Here is a 19,399-nt window from a genome sequence, read left to right on the forward strand (position 1 = left end):
AATGATTACAAAAACAAGAACAACCAAAGAGACAGATATAACCGTAGCACTCGATATCAACGGTACAGGCAAAAGTAATATAAATACAGGTGTCGGCTTTTTAGACCATATGCTTGAGAGTTTTTCTAAACACTCTCTCGTTGATTTGGACGTTACATGTAAAGGGGATACGCATATAGATGACCATCACAGTGTTGAGGATGTGGGCATTGTTTTGGGCTCTTTGCTTGCCCAGGCTCTTTACCCTGTAAAAAATATGGAGCGTTTTGGGAGTGCAAACATTGTGATGGATGAGGCCTGCGTCTCCTGTGATTTGGATCTGAGCAATCGTCCTTTTTTGGTCTATGAACTCAGTGTCAGCGGAAAAGTAGGGCAGTTTGATACAGAGCTTGTTGAAGAGTTTTTTCGTGCCTTTGCCTTAAATGCAAGAATAAGCATGCACATTATAGAGTGCCGCGGGAAAAACAAACATCACATTATAGAAGCGGCATTTAAGGCGGTCGCTGTTGCACTCAGACGGGCAACAGCAAAAAATGAAAGAGTCGGCATACCAAGTACAAAAGATGTTTTATGATTAAACTGATAGTATTGGATGTTGACGGTTGTTTAACTGATGGTAAACTTATCTACTCAGCCCAAGGGTATGAGAGTAAAAATTTTAATGTCAAAGACGGTTTGGGTATCACGACCTGGATAAAAACAGGAAATCAGGTTGCCATTATAACAGGAAGAAATTCCTCTATCGTTGAAAAAAGAGCCAAAGAACTGGGAGTGCAGCATTTGTACCAGGGTATACGGGACAAAGAGAGCATTTTAAGAAAAATCATTGCTGATCTTGGTCTGGAGTTTTATGAGGTTGGCGTAATCGGCGATGACTTGAATGACTATAATATGCTGCGTCTTGCCGGGAGAAGTTTTACCCCGAGTGACGGGCACGATACAATTAAAGAACTTGTCAATACAACACTCTCAAAAAGTGGCGGCAATGGTGCGGTAAGAGAGATGATAGATATTTTAGTGCAAGAAAATGATCAAAAAGAAGCATTTCTATCTGTCTGGGTCTAAGGAGTAAAAGATCAATATCAATATATTTTTAACCTTTGTCATTACTCTCTTGCTGGTAATATTTTTCATGTTTAAACCTATGGATGTAAAAATGCATCATTTTACAGATGTGCCACTCTTTGAATTGAGTGATTTTACGATGTATGAACTTGATACTCACGGGTTGACGACAATTTTACTCGGAAGTACGGGAACAAGATACGCTCAGAGATACGAGATAAAAGATATGGACTATACCGACAATTCGAAAAAATATATTGCAAATATGGTCTCTGATCTGGGTGTATATAAAAATGAAATCGTCAAGCTAAGCGGTCATGTTGTTTATGTGCGAGAAGACGGACTGACATTTAAAAGTCAAGAAGCACTTTACAACAAAAAAACGGCAGATGTAGTCAGTGATACAAAATACACCGCCTACCTGAATGACAATGTAGTCATCGGCGATTATATAAAATACAATAACATTACAAAAAAGATTTATTCTAAAAATGTTATTGCCACATATCAACTAAAAGAGGAAAAATAGATGAAATATCTACTTGTACTAACACTTTTTTTGCAGACTCTACTCTTTTCACAAGAGCTTAAAATCAAAGCAGATGAGTTCAGAGGTGACCAGAAAAAAGGTATTTCAGTCTTTACCGGACATGTAAGAATTAAAAAAGTCAATGATGAACTTAACGCCTCCGAGGTTACGGTATATACAGACAAAAACAACAAGCCCACAAAATTTGTAGCGGTCGGAAATGCTTCTTTTGTGATAAAAACAGTTGAGGGAGCAGACTACAGAGGTGTTGCACAAAAAGTCGTTTACCTGCCTTTAAAAAAAGAGTATCACTTTTTTGGAAATGTACATCTGCAACAACTCAACGAGAAAAAAGAGATTTTTGGAGATGAAGTTATTTTGCAGGCGATAAGCGGGAAAGCCTATGCCAAAGGTGTTGCAAAAGAGCCTGTCATTATGATATTTGATATAAAAGACGAAAAGGAAAAAAAATGATAGACATTGTTGATGCAAAATTTATAACATCGGCTCCGAATGTCAATGCTGCACCGGAATCTGAGGAACAAAACGAAGTAGTATTTATGGCACGTTCCAATGTTGGTAAAAGCTCACTTTTAAATGCTCTAACAAACCATAAAGGATTGGCAAAAGTTTCTTCAACACCGGGAAAAACAAAGCTTATAAATTATTTTGATGTTACCTTTTTAGACAGAGAAACTTCCAATAAAGTTGTAGCAAAATTTGTAGATTTACCTGGTTTTGGCTATGCAAAAGTGGCTAAATCTATGAAAAGTGACTGGGAAAAGAACCTGACAGACTATATAGCCAACAGAGAAGAGATAAAGATTTTTATACACCTTATAGATTCCAGACATCCCCACCTGGAAATAGATACTGCCGTAAGTGATTTTCTTTTTAGAACTGCCAGAGAAAACCAGTATATCATTCAGATTTTTACAAAAATTGACAAGTTAAATCAAAAAGAGCAAAGTGCACTTCGAAAAGAGTTTCCAAATGCTTTAATGGTTTCAAGCGCGAAAAAAAGAGGAATCAATAAAATCGTTCAAGTCATTTATAAAATACTGCAAGAGAAGACAGATGAAGATTGACTACACCAAGGCGAAACTCTCAGATATTGAAAAAATGAGAGAACTTGTACAGCCTGAAGTGCAGAGCGGTATCATTTTAGAAAGAAGCGAGGATGAAATCGCAACAAATATCCGTTCATATACTTTGGCTTTTATAGCTGATGAACTTGTCGGTTTTGCGGCACTCCACATTCACACAAGATATCTTGGCGAAATACGCTCTTTGGTTGTAAAAGAGGGATTTCGGGGACAGAAAATAGGAGAGAACCTGGTTGCATGCGCTGTTGATGAGGGCAGAACACTCGGTCTTCAAAAAGTACTGAGTCTCACCTACAAGCAGTCTTTTTTTGAAAGACTGGGATTTGTGGAAATTCCAAAAGAGTCCCTTCCCGAACATAAAATTTGGGCCGATTGTATTAAATGTAAACACTTTCCGATATGCAACGAAGTATCTCTCATCAAAAACCTGTAATCTCACTCTTTTATATAGTGCTTTTTGTACTGTATGACAGTCTGGGCACAATTTATCCGTTTCTACCGCCAATGCTGACACTTTTGTATGTACTTTTTGCCCGTGCACTTGACAATGATGACACACTCTCTGTTTTTGTTATTGTGCTGTGCCTTGTTGTTTTTGAAGCCAACTACGGATATATGCTTTTGAGTGCAGTTGTCTATTTTTATTTATTGTATAAATTTATTATGCCTCAAATCACCAAAAATTCCAACTGTTTGGTTTGTATTCGAGCGCTGACAGCTATTCTTGTCTATCTTGGTTATTTTCTTTTTCTGACACTGTTGTCAAATATTTTTTTATTGCCACAGCCAAATATAAATTACTATATAATTTACTATATAGTAATTGAATTCTTTTTAATAGGTCTCTTATGAAAATAAAATTTATTATTTTTGTCTTTGTATCAATCTGGCTGGCACTTATAGTGCGCGTTTTCTATCTAGCCGTTGAATCAAACAGCTACTACAGCAGACTCTCTATGCAAAACACCATCAAACATGAGCAGATAGCACCTGTAAGAGGAGAGATAGTAGACAGATACAATCGACCTGTAGCCATTAACAAACTTGGATTTAAAATTCAAATTGCACCTCATTTGCTTTTGAAAAAACATAAAAATGAATTTAATGAAACACTCTCTTTTTTACTCAAAGCACTGCCTGATTTAGACAAAGAAAAAATTATTAAAAACTACAGAAAAAAAGACTCCTACTATAACCACAATTTTATAGATGTTGTCCATTTCATACCCTATGAAAAAATGATGCCGGTGTATTCTATGCTAAACCTGCAAAAAAACATCAAAGTTCTTCCTGCACCCAAAAGATACTATCCGTATAAAAATATTGCGGCACACATGATAGGCTATGTTTCTCGTGCAAACCAGAAAGATATTGACAAAGACCCCCTGCTTGATCTCATAGGCTATACCGGAAAAACCGGCCTTGAAAAATACTATAATTCTTACCTGCAGGGTACACCGGGAGTAAAAAAGATAAAAGTCAATGCCAATAATCAGGAAGTGGAAGAGTTAAGTTATAAAAGTCCTGATGAGGAGAAAAAACTCAAACTCACGCTTGATATGGAGTTGCAAAAGTACATCTCAAAGCTTTTTAAAGGCAAGGTCGGTGCTGTAATTGTTATGAATGTTGACGGTTCCATTTTAGCTGCGGGCAGTTACCCAAATTATGACTTAAATATTTTTGTTTCCGGCATGTCTTATAAAATGTATGATGAACTCTCATCAAGCCTTGACCACCCTTTTACAAATAAAATGACACACGGTTTGTATCCGCCAGGCTCGACCATTAAACCTCTTTTAGGGCTTTTGTATATCACTACAGACTTGAATGAGCACTGGAGTGTTGACTGCCGTTCAAATCTAAAGTTAGGCGGAAGAACTTTTAGATGCTGGAAGAAAAAAGGGCACAGGCATACCAACATCACAAAAGCCATACGGGAGAGTTGTGATGATTTTTTCTATAAAGGAAGCCTTGTACTGGGCAATAAAAAAATGAGTGCCGGTTTAAGACGCTATGGTTTTGGTAAAAAAACAGGTATAGATTTACCCAATGAGTTTATAGGAGTGGTTCCCTCACGTGAATGGAAGCTTCGAAAATATCATAAAATATGGAATATAGGTGAAACGGCAAATATGGCAATCGGGCAGGGTGATTTTCTTGTGACGCCTATACAGATTGCCAGAGAAACAGCACTGATGGCAACCGGAAAACTGCCTACTCCGCATTTTGTCTCTTTGATTGGAGATAAAGAGTATAAAAGCAGCTACAAAAATGTACTGAACAAAGTGGAATTGAAAAAACTTCCTGTTATTCAAAAAGCGATGTATCAGGTATGTAATTCTCCTCACGGAACGGCCACGAATTATTTACACGTAAAAGTAAAAATAGCAGGAAAAACAGGGACAGCGCAGGTTATAGGCATAAAACAGGATATTTTAAAAAGAAAGAAAGAGCATGAACTCTCTTACTATAAAAGATCACATGCCTGGTTTACAACCTATGGGCCGTATAAACATCCCCAGTATGTTGTAACCGTTATGGTAGAGCACGGTGGGCACGGCGGGCATGCAGCTGGTTCTATTGTTTCTGACATATACAACAGGCTTTTAGAGCTTGGGTATATCAAGAAAAAATAAAACTTTTATGCAAAAGAGTTTTGAATAAACAGTGCTAAAATTATAAGCAAAAAGATACCGCCAGCTTTGTTGTACAGCTTGTTTGCCAAAACAAACAAAAGCGCTATGGAGGCCGCAGCAAGAATGAGCATGTCAAATTTTGTAGCTGCCAGATTTACACTCAACGGATTCAAGAGTGCCGCACCGCCCAAAACCATAGAAAAATTGGCTACATTTGAACCTATGATATTTCCGATGCTCATCTCGGCGTTGCCTTTTTTTACGGCGACAAGAGAGACGACAAGCTCTGGCAAAGAAGTACCCAAAGAGATTAAAAACAGACCGATAATCCACTCACTTACATGTAAACTTCTTGCTATATTTGTACCGCTCTCTACAACAAAATTGGCACCTCCTATTGTTAAAACAAAACCGATACCCAGCAGCATGACACTTCTGGGCCAGTTAAATTTTTCTTTTACCAAATCTTCATCTATCTCAACTTCAAGCTCTTCTTTGTTGCTTGAAAATAGAAATATGATATATGAAACCATCATAAGCAAAAACAAAGCACCGTCAATGCGGCTGATCTTTCCATCGAGCGTCATAATAAAAAAGATGACCAATGGCACAATAACCCAGGCACTGTCTTTTGAGAAGAGATCTCTGTCGGGGTTCATGGATTTTGCTATCATAAAAACAACACCCAGTACCAAAGTGATATTAAAAATGACACTTCCGACGACATTGGCAACGGCCATATCACTTTTTCCGTGTGCCGATGCCACCATAGAAGCTGCCATTTCCGGCAAAGAGGTGCCAAAAGCCACCAAAGTCGCACCGATGACAAAGTGTGAAATGTTAAAGTGCAGGGCAATCCGTTCTGACTCTTTAATGATAAAATCAGCCCCGTAAATCAAAGCAGCCATTGCCGCGATAAAAATAATATAATCCATTGATTATCCTTGTGTTCTTACTATAAGGCTTTTGGGAAGATGAAAGGCATTGATAAGCCGCTCTTCTTCTTTTCGCATTTGACCATTATCTGTTTCATGATCATATCCAAGGAGATGTAAAAGTCCGTGTATAAAAAGGAGTGTAAATTCATCTTCTTGTGTATGCTTGAACTCTGTAGCTTTTTCACGTACAAAATCATAAGAGATAACTATGCTTCCAAGTGGACTCATAGGCATCTCCTCATAGGGAAAACTGAGTACATCGGTTGGTTTGTCTATATTTCTATACTCTTTATTTATTTGCCGTATCTCATCATTTGCAGTAATGACAAGTTCTATATCTTTATCTGTCATACTTGCAGCAATTTTTTGGAGCAGTGTGTTGTTTACTTCAAAAGAAGTCTTGTTGTCAATATCTATCATAAGTGGAATTATAGCAGATGAGAAAACATCTGCCAAGAAAGAGGAGAAATTCAGCCTGTAATATTAAGATTGCTTCCTACACCTGTTTTTTGTGCGGTCATCTGCTTTGTCTGTTCCTGTGCGCTTTGAAGAATCTTTTCTATCTGCTGTGCCTGCACATCCTGCGCTTTTTTCATAATATCTGTTTGTCCCAGCCCTGATGAAGTTTGTGTTGAAGATGATACTTCCATAACTTCCTCCTTGTTTGAAATACTAAAGTATATAACACTTATGGTAAAATTGTACCATGAAAAAAGAAAATAACACAAATAAGAAAGCTGTTTGCATAATGAGCGGAGGGATGGATTCTACTTTAAGTGCCTATATGATGAAAAATCAAGGCTATGAAGTTATAGCAGTTCATTTTAATTATGACCAAAGAACACAGGCAAAAGAGCTTGCATGTTTTGAAAATATATGCGAAAGTTTACATGTAAAGCAAAAATATATTTTAGATTTGGACTTTTTTAAACAACTCGGTGCTTCTGCACTGACAGACACAAACATAGAAGTACCTACAGGCGGAGTAGAAGAGGGTGTTCCTGTAACTTATGTACCTTTTAGAAACGGTATATTTCTCTCTATGGCCGCAGCAATAGCTGAAAAAGAGGGCGCAGAGGTTATCAGCATAGGCGTTGTTGAAGAAGACAGCAGCGGGTATCCCGATTGCAGGGAAGAATATATACAGGCTATGCAAAAAGCAATTAATTTAGGTACAAAAGATGACACAAAGATAGAAATAAAAATGCCACTGGTGCATCTTAAAAAATCTCAAATCGTACAAGAAGCACTGCATTTAGACGTTCCTTTGGAGCTGACATGGAGTTGCTATAAAAACGAAGACAAGGCCTGCGGTGTATGTGACAGCTGCAGACTCCGGCTCAATGGTTTTAAAAAAGCAGGAGTGAATGACCCGATTCCTTATGCATAAAACCATTACATGTAAAGAGTTGTGTGCTACACTCATTTATGCACCAAAACTCAAACACAGTTATATACAGGTGAAGCATGATTCAAGCATTATTATAAAAACGCCATACAGGCAAGAAAAGTATGCGATAGAGTTTTTTCATGAAAAAGAGTCCTGGATCCGAAAACAGTTGCATAAAAATTCTTTGCACAAACCATTACATGTAAACCTGGAAGATGAAGTGCTGCTGTTTGGTGAAATTTACAGTATAGACAGTGATGAAGCACATTACCTGCGAAAAAAACTGCAGCGCTTGCAAATAGCAAACAAGACAAAAGTTTTGTCTGCATATGATAATTTTTATACACATACAGCCAAAGAGTATCTGCCCCAAAGAGTAGACTCTTTTGCCCAGATAATGCAACTGGAATATAAAACCTTGAAATTTAGAAAGATGAAAAGCCGGTGGGGAAGCTGTAGTTCTGAAAAAGTCATTACGTTAAACACCCAACTGATAAAAGTGCATAAAGAGCTGATAGATTATGTAATAGTCCACGAACTTGCACATCTTGTCCATATGAACCACTCAAAAGATTTTCATGACCTGGTTGCAAAATACCTGCCTCATGCAAAAGCACTCAGAAAAAAACTTAAAAACATTTCTCTATCTTTGTAAATACTCCTGATGATACTTGCTTGAAGGCGACCAGAGCATCCATCCGTTTGCTCCTATGTCCTCTGCAGCTTTGATTTGTGCCTGTATCTCTTCTCTCTTATACGCTTTTCTTGAAGATGTATAGTCTTTAAAATACTGCAGCCATGGGCGGACTCTGTTGCTCGGAATCCTGTCTTGAATCTTTTTTATGCTTCGATATACAACCTCATAGGGGTGTTTCGCCGGATATTTAAAATAAAAAGAGCCGCTTGAAAAGCCTGAAGGGTAAAGCATCGGGCATAAATAATCTGCGTAATCTGCCAGCGATGTAACCGTCTGTCCTATGCCGTTGTCATCTTTTGCCCAGCAAATATTTCCGTAGGTGTCAACAGAGATAAAAACACCGTATTTTTTTAATCTTTTCTGTGCCTCTTTCAAAAATCCCTCTATTGCTTTTATCCGGCTTGGCTGTGTGCTTTGTTGACAAAACTGCAAACCTTTTTTTGCAGGAAAACGGATATAATCAAAGTTGATTTCATCATAGCCGACTTTTGCGGCTTCTTCGGCAATAGATATGGCATAATTGTGCGCACGTTTGTCAAAAGGATCCACCCAGGCCATATTGTCATGATTTCTCCATATTTTTGTATTTTTTTTGATGGCATAGTCAATATTGTGAGAAGCCTGCAGTTCATCTTTAAAGGTGACAATTCTGGCAATGGTATAGATATGCCGCTCTTTCATAGTCTTTATAAATTTTTTAATATCTCGGTTCGTACGCTGCTTGTAAGCACCATACTCGTTGGCCTGCTTAAATCCAGTCCAAAACTGTGTAGAACCGTATTCGTTTTTAACATCTACCACCACGGCATTTGCCTCGGTCTTCTCTATGAGGCGCAGTATTTTTTTTAACGTACCGGAGTTGTTGCTGGCACCCCAAAAGGTTAAGTAGAGTGCTTTTACATGAATGGGTTCAAGTTTTAGTGTTGTTGTGTTTGTATCAGATGTAAACGTGTAAGGCCTGTATCCATAGGCTTTGATATGGTATCTGTTTTCTTTTGAAGCTATAAAAAACGAACCGTTTTCATCACTTCTGACACTGTTTTTTGAGTCACTGATAAAAGCAGAATTTACAGGCTGCAGAGTTTTTTCATCAACAATATTTCCTTTAAAAGAAGCGTAGGTAAAAGTTGAAAGAAAGGCACACAAACACAGTATTTTTTTCAATGGAATCCTTTTATTCAATTTTTTTGAAATACTACTATGATTAAGCTAACAAAGAGATATTTAGCATAATATTGGTAAAATAGTATAGAATCTTTAATTGAGCATTACCTATGAAAAACAGTCTAAAAATTTACAATACTTTAAATATACTTTGTGTCGATGATGATAAAAATGTTATAGAAATATATACTTCTCTTTTTGGTATGTTTTTTAAAAATGTTTATACCGCCTATGATGGTATGGAGGGATTTGAACTCTTCCAAAAAGAGTCTATAGATATTGTGTTGACAGATTATTCCATGCCGCTGATGACCGGTTTGCAAATGACACAGAAAATCAGAGAAGTGGATCCGAGCATCCCTGTTATTTTACTCACCGGATTGGAAAACCTGGAAATACTGAGAAATGCAATTGACTTGCATATTACAGGCTTTATAAAAAAACCCATTTCCTCACAGTCAATTTTTTCTACTTTGGAGTTTGTCGCAAAATCGGTATTGGCGGACAGACTACTCATGCAGATACAACAGCAAAAACTCTGTTACTCTAACTATCAGGAAACTTTAACCTATCAAAAAGAGACAACAATTATAAAAAATGACCTGCAGGAAAATAAAAAATTTTTACACTTTACATGTGAAGTTTTTTATCAGCCAAAAGATATTTTAAGCGGGGACAGTTATATCATAAAAAAGATTTCAGATGATGAATATTTTATGTTTTTGGTTGACGGTATGGGCAAAGGAATATCAGCAGCTGTTACAGCCATGCTATGCAGTGCATCTGCGAACAACATAACAAATCAAATGATAAAAAACAAAAATTTTTCTTTAACACAGCTCATAAAACAGCTTTTGGAGTTTATCGCGCCGAATTTGCTTGAAGAAGAGGTTGTCTGTGCTACTTTTCTCTATTTTAGCAGTGAAGAGAGACTGGAATATGCTATGTTTTCCATGCCTGCGATCTTATGTATAAAAGATGACAGTAACGATGTTATAAAAATAAAATCGAATAATCCTCCTTTGGCAAGCTATACAAAAAGTGTCAATACTACAATCCTTGATACAAACAAAATATCCAGGATGCTTGTTTTTAGTGACGGACTCAATGAAAACTCCGTCAGGAATTCTTCGGAATTTTACGGTAAGTACCTTGGAAAAGATTTTAAAGAAGCTAAAGACATTAATGAGCTTGAAGCCAAAAGAAAAAAACAGGTGTTTGAGCAGGAGGATGATATAACTTACATGTTTATACAAAGAGAGGAGCTATCTGACATTTAGAAAATATCCAAGACTCACATCACTCCACTCTTTTGAAAGGTCCAGGTATGCTTTTATGGAAGAATACACTTCGGCAAAATCATTGTTTTTGCTGCTGAGATCATGGATGACTTCCCTGAGTGCTTTTTTTCCGGCTTGGGTTACATCATCCGGAAACTGTGCAAGCGTTACATCTAAACTTTTGAGCTTTTGCAAAGCGTAGATATTCTCATGATGAAATTTCGTTGCCATATTTGCATTCATTTCACTTGCAGCCACTTCAATCATAGACTGATGTTCGCCGGCAAGCTTGTTCCATGTATGTTTATTGAAGGTTAATTCAAGGACAGAACCCGGTTCATGCCAGCCGGAATAGTAATAAGGAGCAACTTTATAAAATCCCATTTTAATATCAAGGGCAGGGCCCACCCACTCTGTTGCATCAATGACTCCGCGCTCTAAAGAAGTGTAAATTTCTCCCGCAGGCAACAAAACAGGATTGACACCCATGCGTGAAAAAACCTCTCCGCCAAGACCGGGAATTCGCATTTTAAGTCCCTGCATATCAGCCAAAGAGTTTATAGGTTTTCGGAACCATCCGCCCATTTGAATATTTGTATTTCCGCCTAAAAACGGGTAGAGATTGTGTTTTGCATAATGTTCTCTCCACAAATGCATACCGTCACCATAAAGCATCCATGAGTTTACTTCTTCAGCGGTAAAACCAAAAGGAATGCCACTGTAAAGAGAAAAAGCGGAGTTTTTTCCTTTCCAGTAATAGGGACCGGAATGAAAAGCATCAATCTGTCCGCTTGAACAGGCATCAAAAACTGCCAGAGCGGGAACAAGAACATTTTTTGGATAGATTTTTATCTCCAAGCTGCCACCGCTGATGGTATGCAAACGCTGTGCAAACTCTTCAACACCCGTACCCATTATAGGAAAATGTGCGGGCCAGCTTGTTGCCAGTTTGATAACTGTTTTTTTGTTTTTATTAAAATGAACATTCTTCACAGCATCATTGTGTTTTTGAGGATGTTTGGAATAGTCTATTGCAACATGATTCCCTTCATTGCAGCCGCCGAGTGCTATGGCTGCAGAAGTGAGTGTTGCGGTACCTAGAAAATCTCTGCGATTCATCTATTTATATTGCATTGTAAAGTATATGTTTACATCTTGCCATGTCTTACCCTTATGTAGAGTGTAGCATGCCTTGTTGATGGATTTCAAAGACTTTAACATCATGAAATCTGCCAAATCTATTGTCCCTTGTGCATTGACTCTGTTGTCAGAAACAGTGTAGCTCATTGGAATATTTAAGGTTTTACTGTTCATACTTAACTGTAACACAAGTATATCTTTTTGCACATCTATAATTTTTGCTTCTATTTTTTTGACTTTTTGAACATTAAAAAACTGCGTAACAAGTTTTGCATCTCTGCCTTTGTTCCCACTGTTCACACTTGATGTTTCTATCTCTGCTGTGGCATTTTTCAAAAGAGCAACTACTGTATCTGCTTTGCTTGTATTGATTTTTATTTTGTCAAAAACTCCGCTGACACCTTTTTTCGCATATGTTTTAAATGCAGTAAACTTAATCGTTGTGTTTTGCACTTCAAGTGCATAGAGTGAGGCTGTAGCCAAGAGTAGGGCCAATATAATCTTTTTCATTTTTTATCCTTTTGTAGTTTTTATAATATAACATTTTTTCTTAAAAATCCAAAGTCAACTGTGTCTGTTTCACCAAAGGTTTTTCCAATATGGACTTATCTACACCGACAATCAGGGCAAAATGAAAACTGCTTGCCTGTAATGTATTTCTAATTTCATTTTTATTTTTATAGAAAAACAAATTTTTATCTTTTTGCAGGATAGTATTGAGTGATTGTTTACATGTAAAGGGAACAATATAGATAATTTTTGCCCATGTAGCCTGTTTTTGTAAAAAAACTATCTCTTTTTCTATCAAAGAGGTACTTTTTTCAAATATCAACACCTTGTCGCTGGTACCAAAATCTTTTATTTCAAAGTTTTTGTTTGTAAAGACTGCTTCGAAGTGATCAATCGGTGTGAATTTTCTTAATCTGAAATTGATCTTTAAAATTTTAAACAGAGAAAGAAGCTGCTCAAGATAGGGCATGAAAAATGGAGAAAGAAGCTGCCTTTCATAAAATATATTATCATAGATAAAAGATGTTTCAAAAAGAGTCTGTTCGATAATATCAATACTTTGTGGTCTGTTTTTTGGCAACTCTTTGATGTTTGTAAACAAATCTGGAGAGGTAAGCGCAGGGCTGAACAATACCGTAGCACCATTTTCTATATCGGACAAGGCTTTAAAAATGCTTTTAATATCACCATACAGGGCAATAAAGTTCGACTCTGTTACAATCTGCAAAGCAAGTTTTAAAATGATTTCATCACAAGAATAGACTGATATTTCTTTATTGATAAGTTCAAAACGAAGCAGACGTTTGAGCGCGTCTTCAAGGTTTTTGACCTTTATCCAGGCTATCTCACTGTCTGTTATCTGCGTAGGCTTGTCAAACACCACACCGTAGGCACCGTTAAAAACAGCATCTTCTATGGCACCTTCATCAAAAGCTATAAAAAGATCGCCTCTTTTCACCGCTTTTGCTTCAAAAACAATATTGTTAAACTTGCTTACAAAGGGAGTGTTTACCAGTTCTCCGTGCGTAAGTGCTAAAGTGTTTTCAAGTCTCATCCAATAGGTGTGCCTGATTTTTTAGGTTTTTCAGGTCTGATTAAACAAAGACCGTCTTCATCTTTTGCAGCAAGAAGCATTCCCTCACTTATCATTCCCATTAATTTGGCAGGTTTGAGGTTGGCTACAACACACACTTGAGTATTTATCAAATCATCAGGAGAATAAAACTCTTTTATACCGGCAACAACCTGTCTCAAATTCTCTTCGCCTAAATCAATCTGTAATTTTAAAAGCTTTTTACTTTTTGGTACTTCCTCAGCTTCTACAACAGTTCCGACTTTTAGAGATGTTTCAAAAAATTGACCAATTTCAATAAGGTTGTCATTTTCTTTTTTCGTCTCTTTTGTTTGTTTTTTAGAGCTTTGTTCTTTTTTTGTTGCTGTCACAGGTTCTGCCTTTGGCGCTTCTTGCATCAAAGGTTCTTCGATTCTAGGAAAAAGAGGCGGCACTTTTTTAATATTAAATAATTTCAACAGTTTTTTCTCTAGTATAAGCTCTTTATAACTTGTTGTATTTATTTCAAAAGAGAGTGCATCAGCTATGATATTTGTTGTATTTGGCATAACAGGGTGAAGCATTACAGCTGCTTTTGCCAGTATGTTTGCAACAACAGCTACAGTCGCAAGTGCTTCGTCTTTTTGTCCGTTTTTCATTTTTACCCATGGCTCATACTCCTGTATAACACCATTTCCTATTGCAAACAGTTTCCACAGCTCTTCAAGGTATCTGTGTGGTTGCAAATTTTCTAAAAACACATCAAGAGAATCTAAAATCAGATTCATTTGCTCAATCTCTTTAGAATGGTATTTTTCTACATCTACGCTGTCTATTTCAAAATCAGAATATTTTCCACTCATGCCTATGATACGATTGAGCAAATTTCCAAGATCATTGGAGAGTTCAGAATTTATACGGTCTATAAAAGCGCGTTGTGAAAAATCACCGTCTTGACCAAAAGGAACTTCTCTCAGCATAAAGTAACGGAGATTTTCTACACCATAGGCATCTGCAACTTCTTTTGGCGAAACAACATTTCCTTTTGACTTACTCATTTTTTCACCGTCTCGTGTCCACCAGCCATGCGCACCAATATGCTTAGGAAGAGGAAGATCCAGACTCATTAAAAATGCAGGCCAGTAAATAGCATGAAAACGAAGAATGTCTTTGCCGACAAAATGAACATCAGCCGGCCAATAATTCATAAGTTTTTCATCTGAACCATAACCAAGAGCTGTGATATAGTTTAAAAGTGCGTCAAGCCAAACATACATAACATGTTTGTCATCCCCGATACTTTTAGGCATTTTTACCCCCCAGCTAAACGATGTACGTGTTACAGAAAGGTCACGAAGCCCGCCTTTTACAAAGTTTACAACTTCATTTGCACGCGAGCGGGGCATAATGAAATCAGGATGACTTGCATAATGTTCGAGCAGTTTGTCTTCATAGTTTGAAAGTCTGAAAAAATAGCTCTCTTCCTTTACCACACTTGTCGTTCTTCCGCAGTCAGGGCAAAATTCACTGTCTATGAGCTGTGTTTCAGGAAAAAAAGTTTCACAACTTACACAATAATGACCTTCATAGAAGTCCTTATAAATATCACCTTTGGCATACATCACTTCAAAAGCTTTTTGTACACCTTTTTTGTGTTCTTCATCAGTTGTTCGTATAAACTTATCATAACTTATACCAAACTCATCCCAAAGATTCTTAAAAGTCGCACTGATTTCGTCTGCAAATTCCTGTGTAGGTTTTCCTGCTTTTTTTGCAGACTCTTCTATCTTTTGTCCGTGTTCATCTGTTCCTGTCAAAAAGAAAGTATCTTCACCTTTGAGTCTCTCATAGCGTGCCAGAGTATCTGCAATGAAAGTCGTGTAAGCATGCCCGATGTGAGCCTCTCCGTTGACATAGTATATAGGTGTTGTTATGTATTTACTCAATGTATGTTCCTGTTAAATATTTAATGTATTTTATCTAAATTGTTTTACAATGCCAATAGGTTTAAAACTCAAAACCGCCTGTTTCGCCTTTTGACATGCTGTTGTATACGGCTTTTATATATTCATTTCGCAGCTCGCAGCCAAAATAGTGTTCACACACACTGCAGCTTTTATGATTTTTTTGCTCTTGACACTCCTGAACTTTCTGTATCATTTCATCAAGATGCAGTTCAAATTTGTCTTTAGGCTTTTTATGCGTTTCTTGCATATACTTCTTTCACTCGGTCTATTTCATATTTTGAACCAAAGAAACATGGTGAAGTATCATGAATATGCGCATGACCAAGAGTTAAAATTTCATCTTTTCCGTCAATGGCCTCTCCTCCTGAAGTTTTAAACACAAAAGCAAAAGGAAACACTTCAAACAAACGGCGAAGTTTTCCTTCTGGCTTGTCACTTGTCGCAGGATAGCTGAAAAGTCCGCCGCCTTTGAGTAGAATCTGATGCAGGTCAGGTACCATACCGCCGGAGTATCGCAGACGGTATCCCTCTGCAAAAAAACCGTCTATCATGGCTTTATGGTATTTCTCCCAGTTTTGCTGCGTTCCTCCCGGAGCCATCAATTTGCCTTTTTCATTGAGTCTGATCTCTTTGACAAATTCAAAATCTCCGGCTTGTAAAAGGTAGAGTTTTGTTTTGTTTTGCGCAAAAACCATTTCAACACGCGGACCATAGACAACATAGCATGCCGCAACCATCTTTTGTGTTCCAAATTCACCCTCATAAATGCCAAAAATCGATCCTACGCTCAAATTTACATCTATTAATGATGAACCGTCAAGCGGGTCATAGGCAATAAAATATTTGCCGTTTTCATGTAAAACCTCTTCATGCTCTTTTTCTTCACTGGCAACCGTATGTATAGAAGAAACTTTTGAAAATTCTTCTTCAATAATCATGTCACATTTTATGTCAAGTTCAAGCTGTGTTTCTCCGGAACTGTTTTCCAGCTGCGAGTACCCTATGTCTTTTGTGTCGATTGCTTCTTTAATTCTTTTGGCACTTTTTTGAATTGCATCAAATATATCTCTCATTTTTCTTCCTTTTTAAACTTTTTTTGCATTTTTTTGTATCCATGTTATCACTTCATCTGTGTCGTTTAAATCTAAAACATCGACATCTTTTGGCAAAGTGTATTTTTTAATATCTATACTTTCATCAATGGCAAGCGCATTCATGTAGGGAAAGTAATCTTTATCTATAGAGTTTCTAAATATACTTATTCTCGGCAGGGGCAGATTTTTCAGCCCCTCAACGAGTAAAATATCAAAATCACGAAACATGCGTATCATTTCATCCAAATCGGCATGACGGTGTGAAAAGTAGGTTGTTCTGTTTGGAGAAGTCACAATGACTTCTGCTCCCGTATCACTGAACTTGTAACTGTCTTTGCCGACAACATCAAATCTTGCCTTGTCTTTTGGATCATGCTTTATGATAGCTACCTCCAAATGATGTTCATGTATGAGTTTTCTGGCAACTTTGAGTATCAATGTTGTTTTACCGCTGTTGGACGGTCCCGTAAATGCAACTGCTAATCTTTTTTTCAATGTATGACTTTTCTTTAAAAATTTTAGGTCATTATACAAAAGAAGAGTTTAATAAGATATAATTCCAAAAAAGAATAGGGCCAAAAAATGAAATTTTTACTACCAATACTCTTATTATTGCTAACTTTTTTGGGATGTGCACAAAAAAATGCATTTGAAAGATTTCATTTGAAAAATTCTCAGGAGTTGGCCGAAGACAATCTGCAAAGCAGTAAAATTGTCAATACAAAAGCAGAAGTAGTCGCAATTGTAACTGCCGTCTATTTAAATAAAACAGATCCGAAAATTTACAAAGATTATGAATATTTTTATCTCTATCTTTATAAAAAAAACAAAAAGAGCAAAGTAGAATTTTATCTCAACGATACGCCTGCAATCCTCGTAGAAAAATTGCCTGTTCAAAATGAATTTACAGCACTTACATCATTTCATGCAAAATGGAACAAGTATTACCTTGTCGGATTTACAAAGCAAAAAAAAGACACTTTGCATTTAAAAATCCAATTAGGGCAAAACAGTACAATCCTGACTTTTAAACATTAATTTAAGGGTTTTTAGAGGTGCCCTTCACTGCCATTAAGTTAAGAAAATTAATGCTTTTTCGGAACCGGTACTTCAGTGCCGGCTGTTGCAATACTCTTGCCACTCTCAGCCCGGACTGAAGTCCGCGTTCCAAAAAAATGCTTAACTTAATGGCATTAGAGGTGCCCTTAATAAAGTATGGACTGTAAAATAACAATAAGAACCTGCAGTGCTATAATGATGATAAGCGGCGCAAAATCCAGACCATTCAAATCTGTTCGCATAAATCTTCTTACAAACGCATATGCCGGGCTTGTAACTCTGTGAAGAAACTGCACAACAGGGTTGTATGGATCAGGATTCACAAAACTCAGCAGTGCCGCAATAATAATCACCCAGATATAGACATTTATAAGCCCTATAAAAATCCCGCCAATCCCCTGTATAATTTCAACTAATGCACTCATTTGATAATCTCCTTCAGATAGTTTTTCAGATATTTATATATTTTTTCAATATCTGGTCCATACTCAGAATTTGTAAGAAGTATACGCAACGGTTTTAAAAAGTTTTCACCTTTGAGCCCTGTTGTATCCATAATATAGTTTTTAAAATCATTATACTCTTCAAAGTAGGGTGCGTTTTTAATCGCTTTTGTCATTAACTCTAGCTCTTTTTCAAATCCATACACTGCTTCTCTTTTTGCAAAGATAGGAGCAATTTTTTCTTTCAACTCTTTTGTCGTTCCCGCCTCTTCAAGATAAATGCGTGTAAGTTCTCCTATTTCCGAGTCAGCAAATCCTACATAACGAGATAACTCTGTTGCATCCAGATTTTTTAAATGCTCTTTGTTGATTTGTGTTAGCCTATCTTGATCAAAACGGACAGGATTATCTGCAAGTTTGTCCAGGTCGAACCATTTTGTTGCTTCTTTGAGTGTAAAAATCTCTTTTGGAGGATTAGTGCCGATTGATATTAAATAATTTGAAATAGCTTCGGGTAAATATCCTTCCTCTAACAGCTGTTTTACACTGACACCGTTTTCTATACCGTGTAAGTGGGCATACTCTATCTCTTTGTTATATTGGAGCTGATTTCTTACATGTACCTGTTTTGGTGTATTTTTGAGATATTTTTCATCACAAATAATCATTGAAACATCACTCAGCATATCATCCACCGCACAGGCAAAATCATAGGTAGGTGTTTTATCGTGATTCATAATCACAAAACTGTCAACAGTATCAGGCTCAAAACTGATTGCACCTTTAAGCCGGTCTTTTACAATGACCGGTGCATCAGGACGTACTATTCTTACGGTAAAAGGAGCTGTGTTATCAATGACCAGTTCAGCAGGAAGATTTCTGCATGCATCATCATAATGGTACTCTTTTTTCGCTTGTTCTGCCTCACTGCGCTTTTTTTGTAACCATTCATCAGAACAAAAGCAGGAAAAAGCTTTTTTCTCATGCAAAAGTTGCAAAGCCATAGCCGAATGAAAACGAAGGTTTTGGCTTTGGTGTACTACATGAGAATATTCAATCCCAAAAAGTCCTAAAATATCCAAGATTTCTTGGTCTTTATTTTGTATAACTTTTTCTTTATCTAAATCTTCTATTCTTACGATAAAGTCTTCATTTTTTTGTTTTGATGCAATGTAGTTTAAGAGTGCAATTCTCAAATCATTTATATGCATATCTCCAATAGGGCTGGATGCAAATCTTAGCATTAATATTCCTAGATAGTTTTTTTGTAATTTTAACAAAGTTTTGATTAATTATAAGCTCTTGTTGGATAAAATACTTCTCACAAGTA

Annotated in this window: 25 protein-coding genes; 12 read left to right on the top strand and 13 right to left on the bottom strand. The window is 36.8% G+C overall.

Annotation, left to right across the window (positions count from 1 at the left end; genetic code table 11):
* Position 1: 1 nt before the first annotated feature.
* Genes hisB through mrdA form a run of 8 tightly spaced genes read left to right on the top strand, consistent with a single transcriptional unit; the run spans position 2 to position 5,336 of the window.
* Positions 2–574, top strand: a complete 573-nt coding sequence (hisB, locus tag FJR45_RS06340) for an imidazoleglycerol-phosphate dehydratase HisB (protein ID WP_193149671.1) — start codon at positions 2–4, stop codon at positions 572–574.
* Positions 571–1,065, top strand: coding sequence for a KdsC family phosphatase (locus tag FJR45_RS06345; RefSeq protein WP_193149673.1), 495 nt, complete (start codon positions 571–573; stop codon positions 1,063–1,065). Before hisB ends, FJR45_RS06345 begins: the two co-directional genes overlap by 4 nt.
* 22 nt (positions 1,066–1,087) lie before the next feature.
* Positions 1,088–1,594, top strand: coding sequence for an LPS export ABC transporter periplasmic protein LptC (lptC, locus tag FJR45_RS06350; protein ID WP_226069418.1), 507 nt, complete (start codon positions 1,088–1,090; stop codon positions 1,592–1,594).
* A complete protein-coding gene (gene lptA / locus FJR45_RS06355) occupies positions 1,595–2,068 on the top strand; it encodes a lipopolysaccharide transport periplasmic protein LptA (protein ID WP_193149675.1) in 474 nt (157 codons plus the stop codon).
* Positions 2,065–2,682, top strand: coding sequence for a ribosome biogenesis GTP-binding protein YihA/YsxC (yihA, locus tag FJR45_RS06360; RefSeq protein ID WP_193149677.1), 618 nt, complete (start codon positions 2,065–2,067; stop codon positions 2,680–2,682). Before lptA ends, yihA begins: the two co-directional genes overlap by 4 nt.
* Positions 2,672–3,133 carry an N-acetyltransferase gene (locus tag FJR45_RS06365; RefSeq protein WP_193149679.1) on the top strand — a complete coding sequence of 154 codons (462 nt, stop codon included), beginning with the start codon at positions 2,672–2,674 and terminating at the stop codon, positions 3,131–3,133. The genes yihA and FJR45_RS06365 overlap by 11 nt, the downstream gene beginning before the upstream one ends.
* Positions 3,100–3,552: a hypothetical protein gene (locus FJR45_RS06370; RefSeq protein WP_193149680.1), complete on the top strand. Its 453-nt coding sequence runs from the start codon at positions 3,100–3,102 to the stop codon at positions 3,550–3,552. The genes FJR45_RS06365 and FJR45_RS06370 overlap by 34 nt, the downstream gene beginning before the upstream one ends.
* Entirely contained in the window at positions 3,549–5,336 is a 1,788-nt protein-coding gene (gene mrdA, locus FJR45_RS06375) for a penicillin-binding protein 2 (protein WP_193149682.1), read from the top strand. Before FJR45_RS06370 ends, mrdA begins: the two co-directional genes overlap by 4 nt.
* A 5-nt stretch (positions 5,337–5,341) precedes the next feature.
* Here the strand turns inward: mrdA and FJR45_RS06380 are convergent, their stop codons facing one another.
* The 3 genes from FJR45_RS06380 to FJR45_RS06390 are packed head-to-tail and all read right to left on the bottom strand — an operon-like array spanning position 5,342 to position 6,924.
* Positions 5,342–6,271 carry a calcium/sodium antiporter gene (locus tag FJR45_RS06380; protein ID WP_193149684.1) on the bottom strand — a complete coding sequence of 310 codons (930 nt, stop codon included), beginning with the start codon at positions 6,269–6,271 and terminating at the stop codon, positions 5,342–5,344.
* 3 nt (positions 6,272–6,274) lie between these two features.
* A complete protein-coding gene (gene ybeY / locus FJR45_RS06385; RefSeq protein ID WP_193149686.1) occupies positions 6,275–6,694 on the bottom strand; it encodes an rRNA maturation RNase YbeY in 420 nt (139 codons plus the stop codon).
* A 50-nt stretch (positions 6,695–6,744) separates the two neighbouring features.
* Positions 6,745–6,924: a hypothetical protein gene (locus FJR45_RS06390; RefSeq protein ID WP_193149688.1), complete on the bottom strand. Its 180-nt coding sequence runs from the start codon at positions 6,922–6,924 to the stop codon at positions 6,745–6,747.
* Between the two features lie 56 nt (positions 6,925–6,980).
* Here FJR45_RS06390 and queC point away from each other — a divergent pair, with 56 nt between their 5' ends.
* Positions 6,981–7,664 carry a 7-cyano-7-deazaguanine synthase QueC gene (gene queC / locus FJR45_RS06395; protein ID WP_193149690.1) on the top strand — a complete coding sequence of 228 codons (684 nt, stop codon included), beginning with the start codon at positions 6,981–6,983 and terminating at the stop codon, positions 7,662–7,664.
* Positions 7,642–8,319: a M48 family metallopeptidase gene (locus FJR45_RS06400; RefSeq protein WP_226966397.1), complete on the top strand. Its 678-nt coding sequence runs from the start codon at positions 7,642–7,644 to the stop codon at positions 8,317–8,319. Before queC ends, FJR45_RS06400 begins: the two co-directional genes overlap by 23 nt.
* On the opposite strand, the gene FJR45_RS06405 is transcribed toward FJR45_RS06400, so the two are convergent.
* Positions 8,308–9,525, bottom strand: coding sequence for a putative glycoside hydrolase (locus FJR45_RS06405; RefSeq protein ID WP_193149692.1), 1,218 nt, complete (start codon positions 9,523–9,525; stop codon positions 8,308–8,310). The genes FJR45_RS06400 and FJR45_RS06405 overlap by 12 nt on opposite strands.
* 110 nt (positions 9,526–9,635) lie before the next feature.
* Between FJR45_RS06405 and FJR45_RS06410 the strand changes: the two genes are divergently transcribed.
* Positions 9,636–10,805 carry a response regulator gene (locus FJR45_RS06410; protein WP_193149694.1) on the top strand — a complete coding sequence of 390 codons (1,170 nt, stop codon included), beginning with the start codon at positions 9,636–9,638 and terminating at the stop codon, positions 10,803–10,805.
* Here FJR45_RS06410 and FJR45_RS06415 read toward each other — a convergent pair.
* From FJR45_RS06415 to mobB, 7 genes are all read right to left on the bottom strand, one after another.
* Positions 10,791–11,924, bottom strand: a complete 1,134-nt coding sequence (locus FJR45_RS06415) for a TRAP transporter substrate-binding protein (RefSeq protein ID WP_193149696.1) — start codon at positions 11,922–11,924, stop codon at positions 10,791–10,793. The two genes, FJR45_RS06410 and FJR45_RS06415, sit on opposite strands and share 15 nt — an antisense overlap.
* Positions 11,925–12,455 carry a YceI family protein gene (locus FJR45_RS06420; RefSeq protein ID WP_193149698.1) on the bottom strand — a complete coding sequence of 177 codons (531 nt, stop codon included), beginning with the start codon at positions 12,453–12,455 and terminating at the stop codon, positions 11,925–11,927.
* A gap of 40 nt (positions 12,456–12,495) precedes the next feature.
* Entirely contained in the window at positions 12,496–13,509 is a 1,014-nt protein-coding gene (locus FJR45_RS06425; protein ID WP_193149700.1) for a hypothetical protein, read from the bottom strand.
* A complete protein-coding gene (gene metG, locus FJR45_RS06430; RefSeq protein ID WP_193149702.1) occupies positions 13,506–15,452 on the bottom strand; it encodes a methionine--tRNA ligase in 1,947 nt (648 codons plus the stop codon). The genes FJR45_RS06425 and metG overlap by 4 nt, the downstream gene beginning before the upstream one ends.
* A gap of 61 nt (positions 15,453–15,513) precedes the next feature.
* On the bottom strand, positions 15,514–15,720 hold the full coding sequence (locus FJR45_RS06435) for a hypothetical protein (RefSeq protein ID WP_151900285.1): 207 nt from the start codon (positions 15,718–15,720) through the stop codon (positions 15,514–15,516).
* On the bottom strand, positions 15,704–16,546 hold the full coding sequence (locus FJR45_RS06440) for a class 1 fructose-bisphosphatase (protein WP_193149704.1): 843 nt from the start codon (positions 16,544–16,546) through the stop codon (positions 15,704–15,706). Before FJR45_RS06440 ends, FJR45_RS06435 begins: the two co-directional genes overlap by 17 nt.
* A gap of 12 nt (positions 16,547–16,558) precedes the next feature.
* Positions 16,559–17,062: a molybdopterin-guanine dinucleotide biosynthesis protein B gene (mobB, locus tag FJR45_RS06445; protein ID WP_193149706.1), complete on the bottom strand. Its 504-nt coding sequence runs from the start codon at positions 17,060–17,062 to the stop codon at positions 16,559–16,561.
* A gap of 87 nt (positions 17,063–17,149) precedes the next feature.
* Between mobB and FJR45_RS06450 the strand changes: the two genes are divergently transcribed.
* Positions 17,150–17,605: a hypothetical protein gene (locus FJR45_RS06450; RefSeq protein WP_193149708.1), complete on the top strand. Its 456-nt coding sequence runs from the start codon at positions 17,150–17,152 to the stop codon at positions 17,603–17,605.
* Between the two features lie 167 nt (positions 17,606–17,772).
* Here FJR45_RS06450 and FJR45_RS06455 read toward each other — a convergent pair whose 3' ends face one another.
* Together FJR45_RS06455 and gltX are read right to left on the bottom strand one after the other, a co-directional pair.
* Positions 17,773–18,051 (bottom strand): YggT family protein, encoded by a 279-nt coding sequence (locus tag FJR45_RS06455; RefSeq protein WP_193149710.1) that lies wholly within the window; start codon positions 18,049–18,051, stop codon positions 17,773–17,775.
* Positions 18,048–19,313 carry a glutamate--tRNA ligase gene (gene gltX / locus FJR45_RS06460; RefSeq protein ID WP_193149711.1) on the bottom strand — a complete coding sequence of 422 codons (1,266 nt, stop codon included), beginning with the start codon at positions 19,311–19,313 and terminating at the stop codon, positions 18,048–18,050. Before gltX ends, FJR45_RS06455 begins: the two co-directional genes overlap by 4 nt.
* Positions 19,314–19,399: the final 86 nt, after the last annotated feature.

The organism is Sulfurimonas sediminis (genome assembly GCF_014905115.1).
Lineage (GTDB): Bacteria > Campylobacterota > Campylobacteria > Campylobacterales > Sulfurimonadaceae > Sulfurimonas > Sulfurimonas sediminis.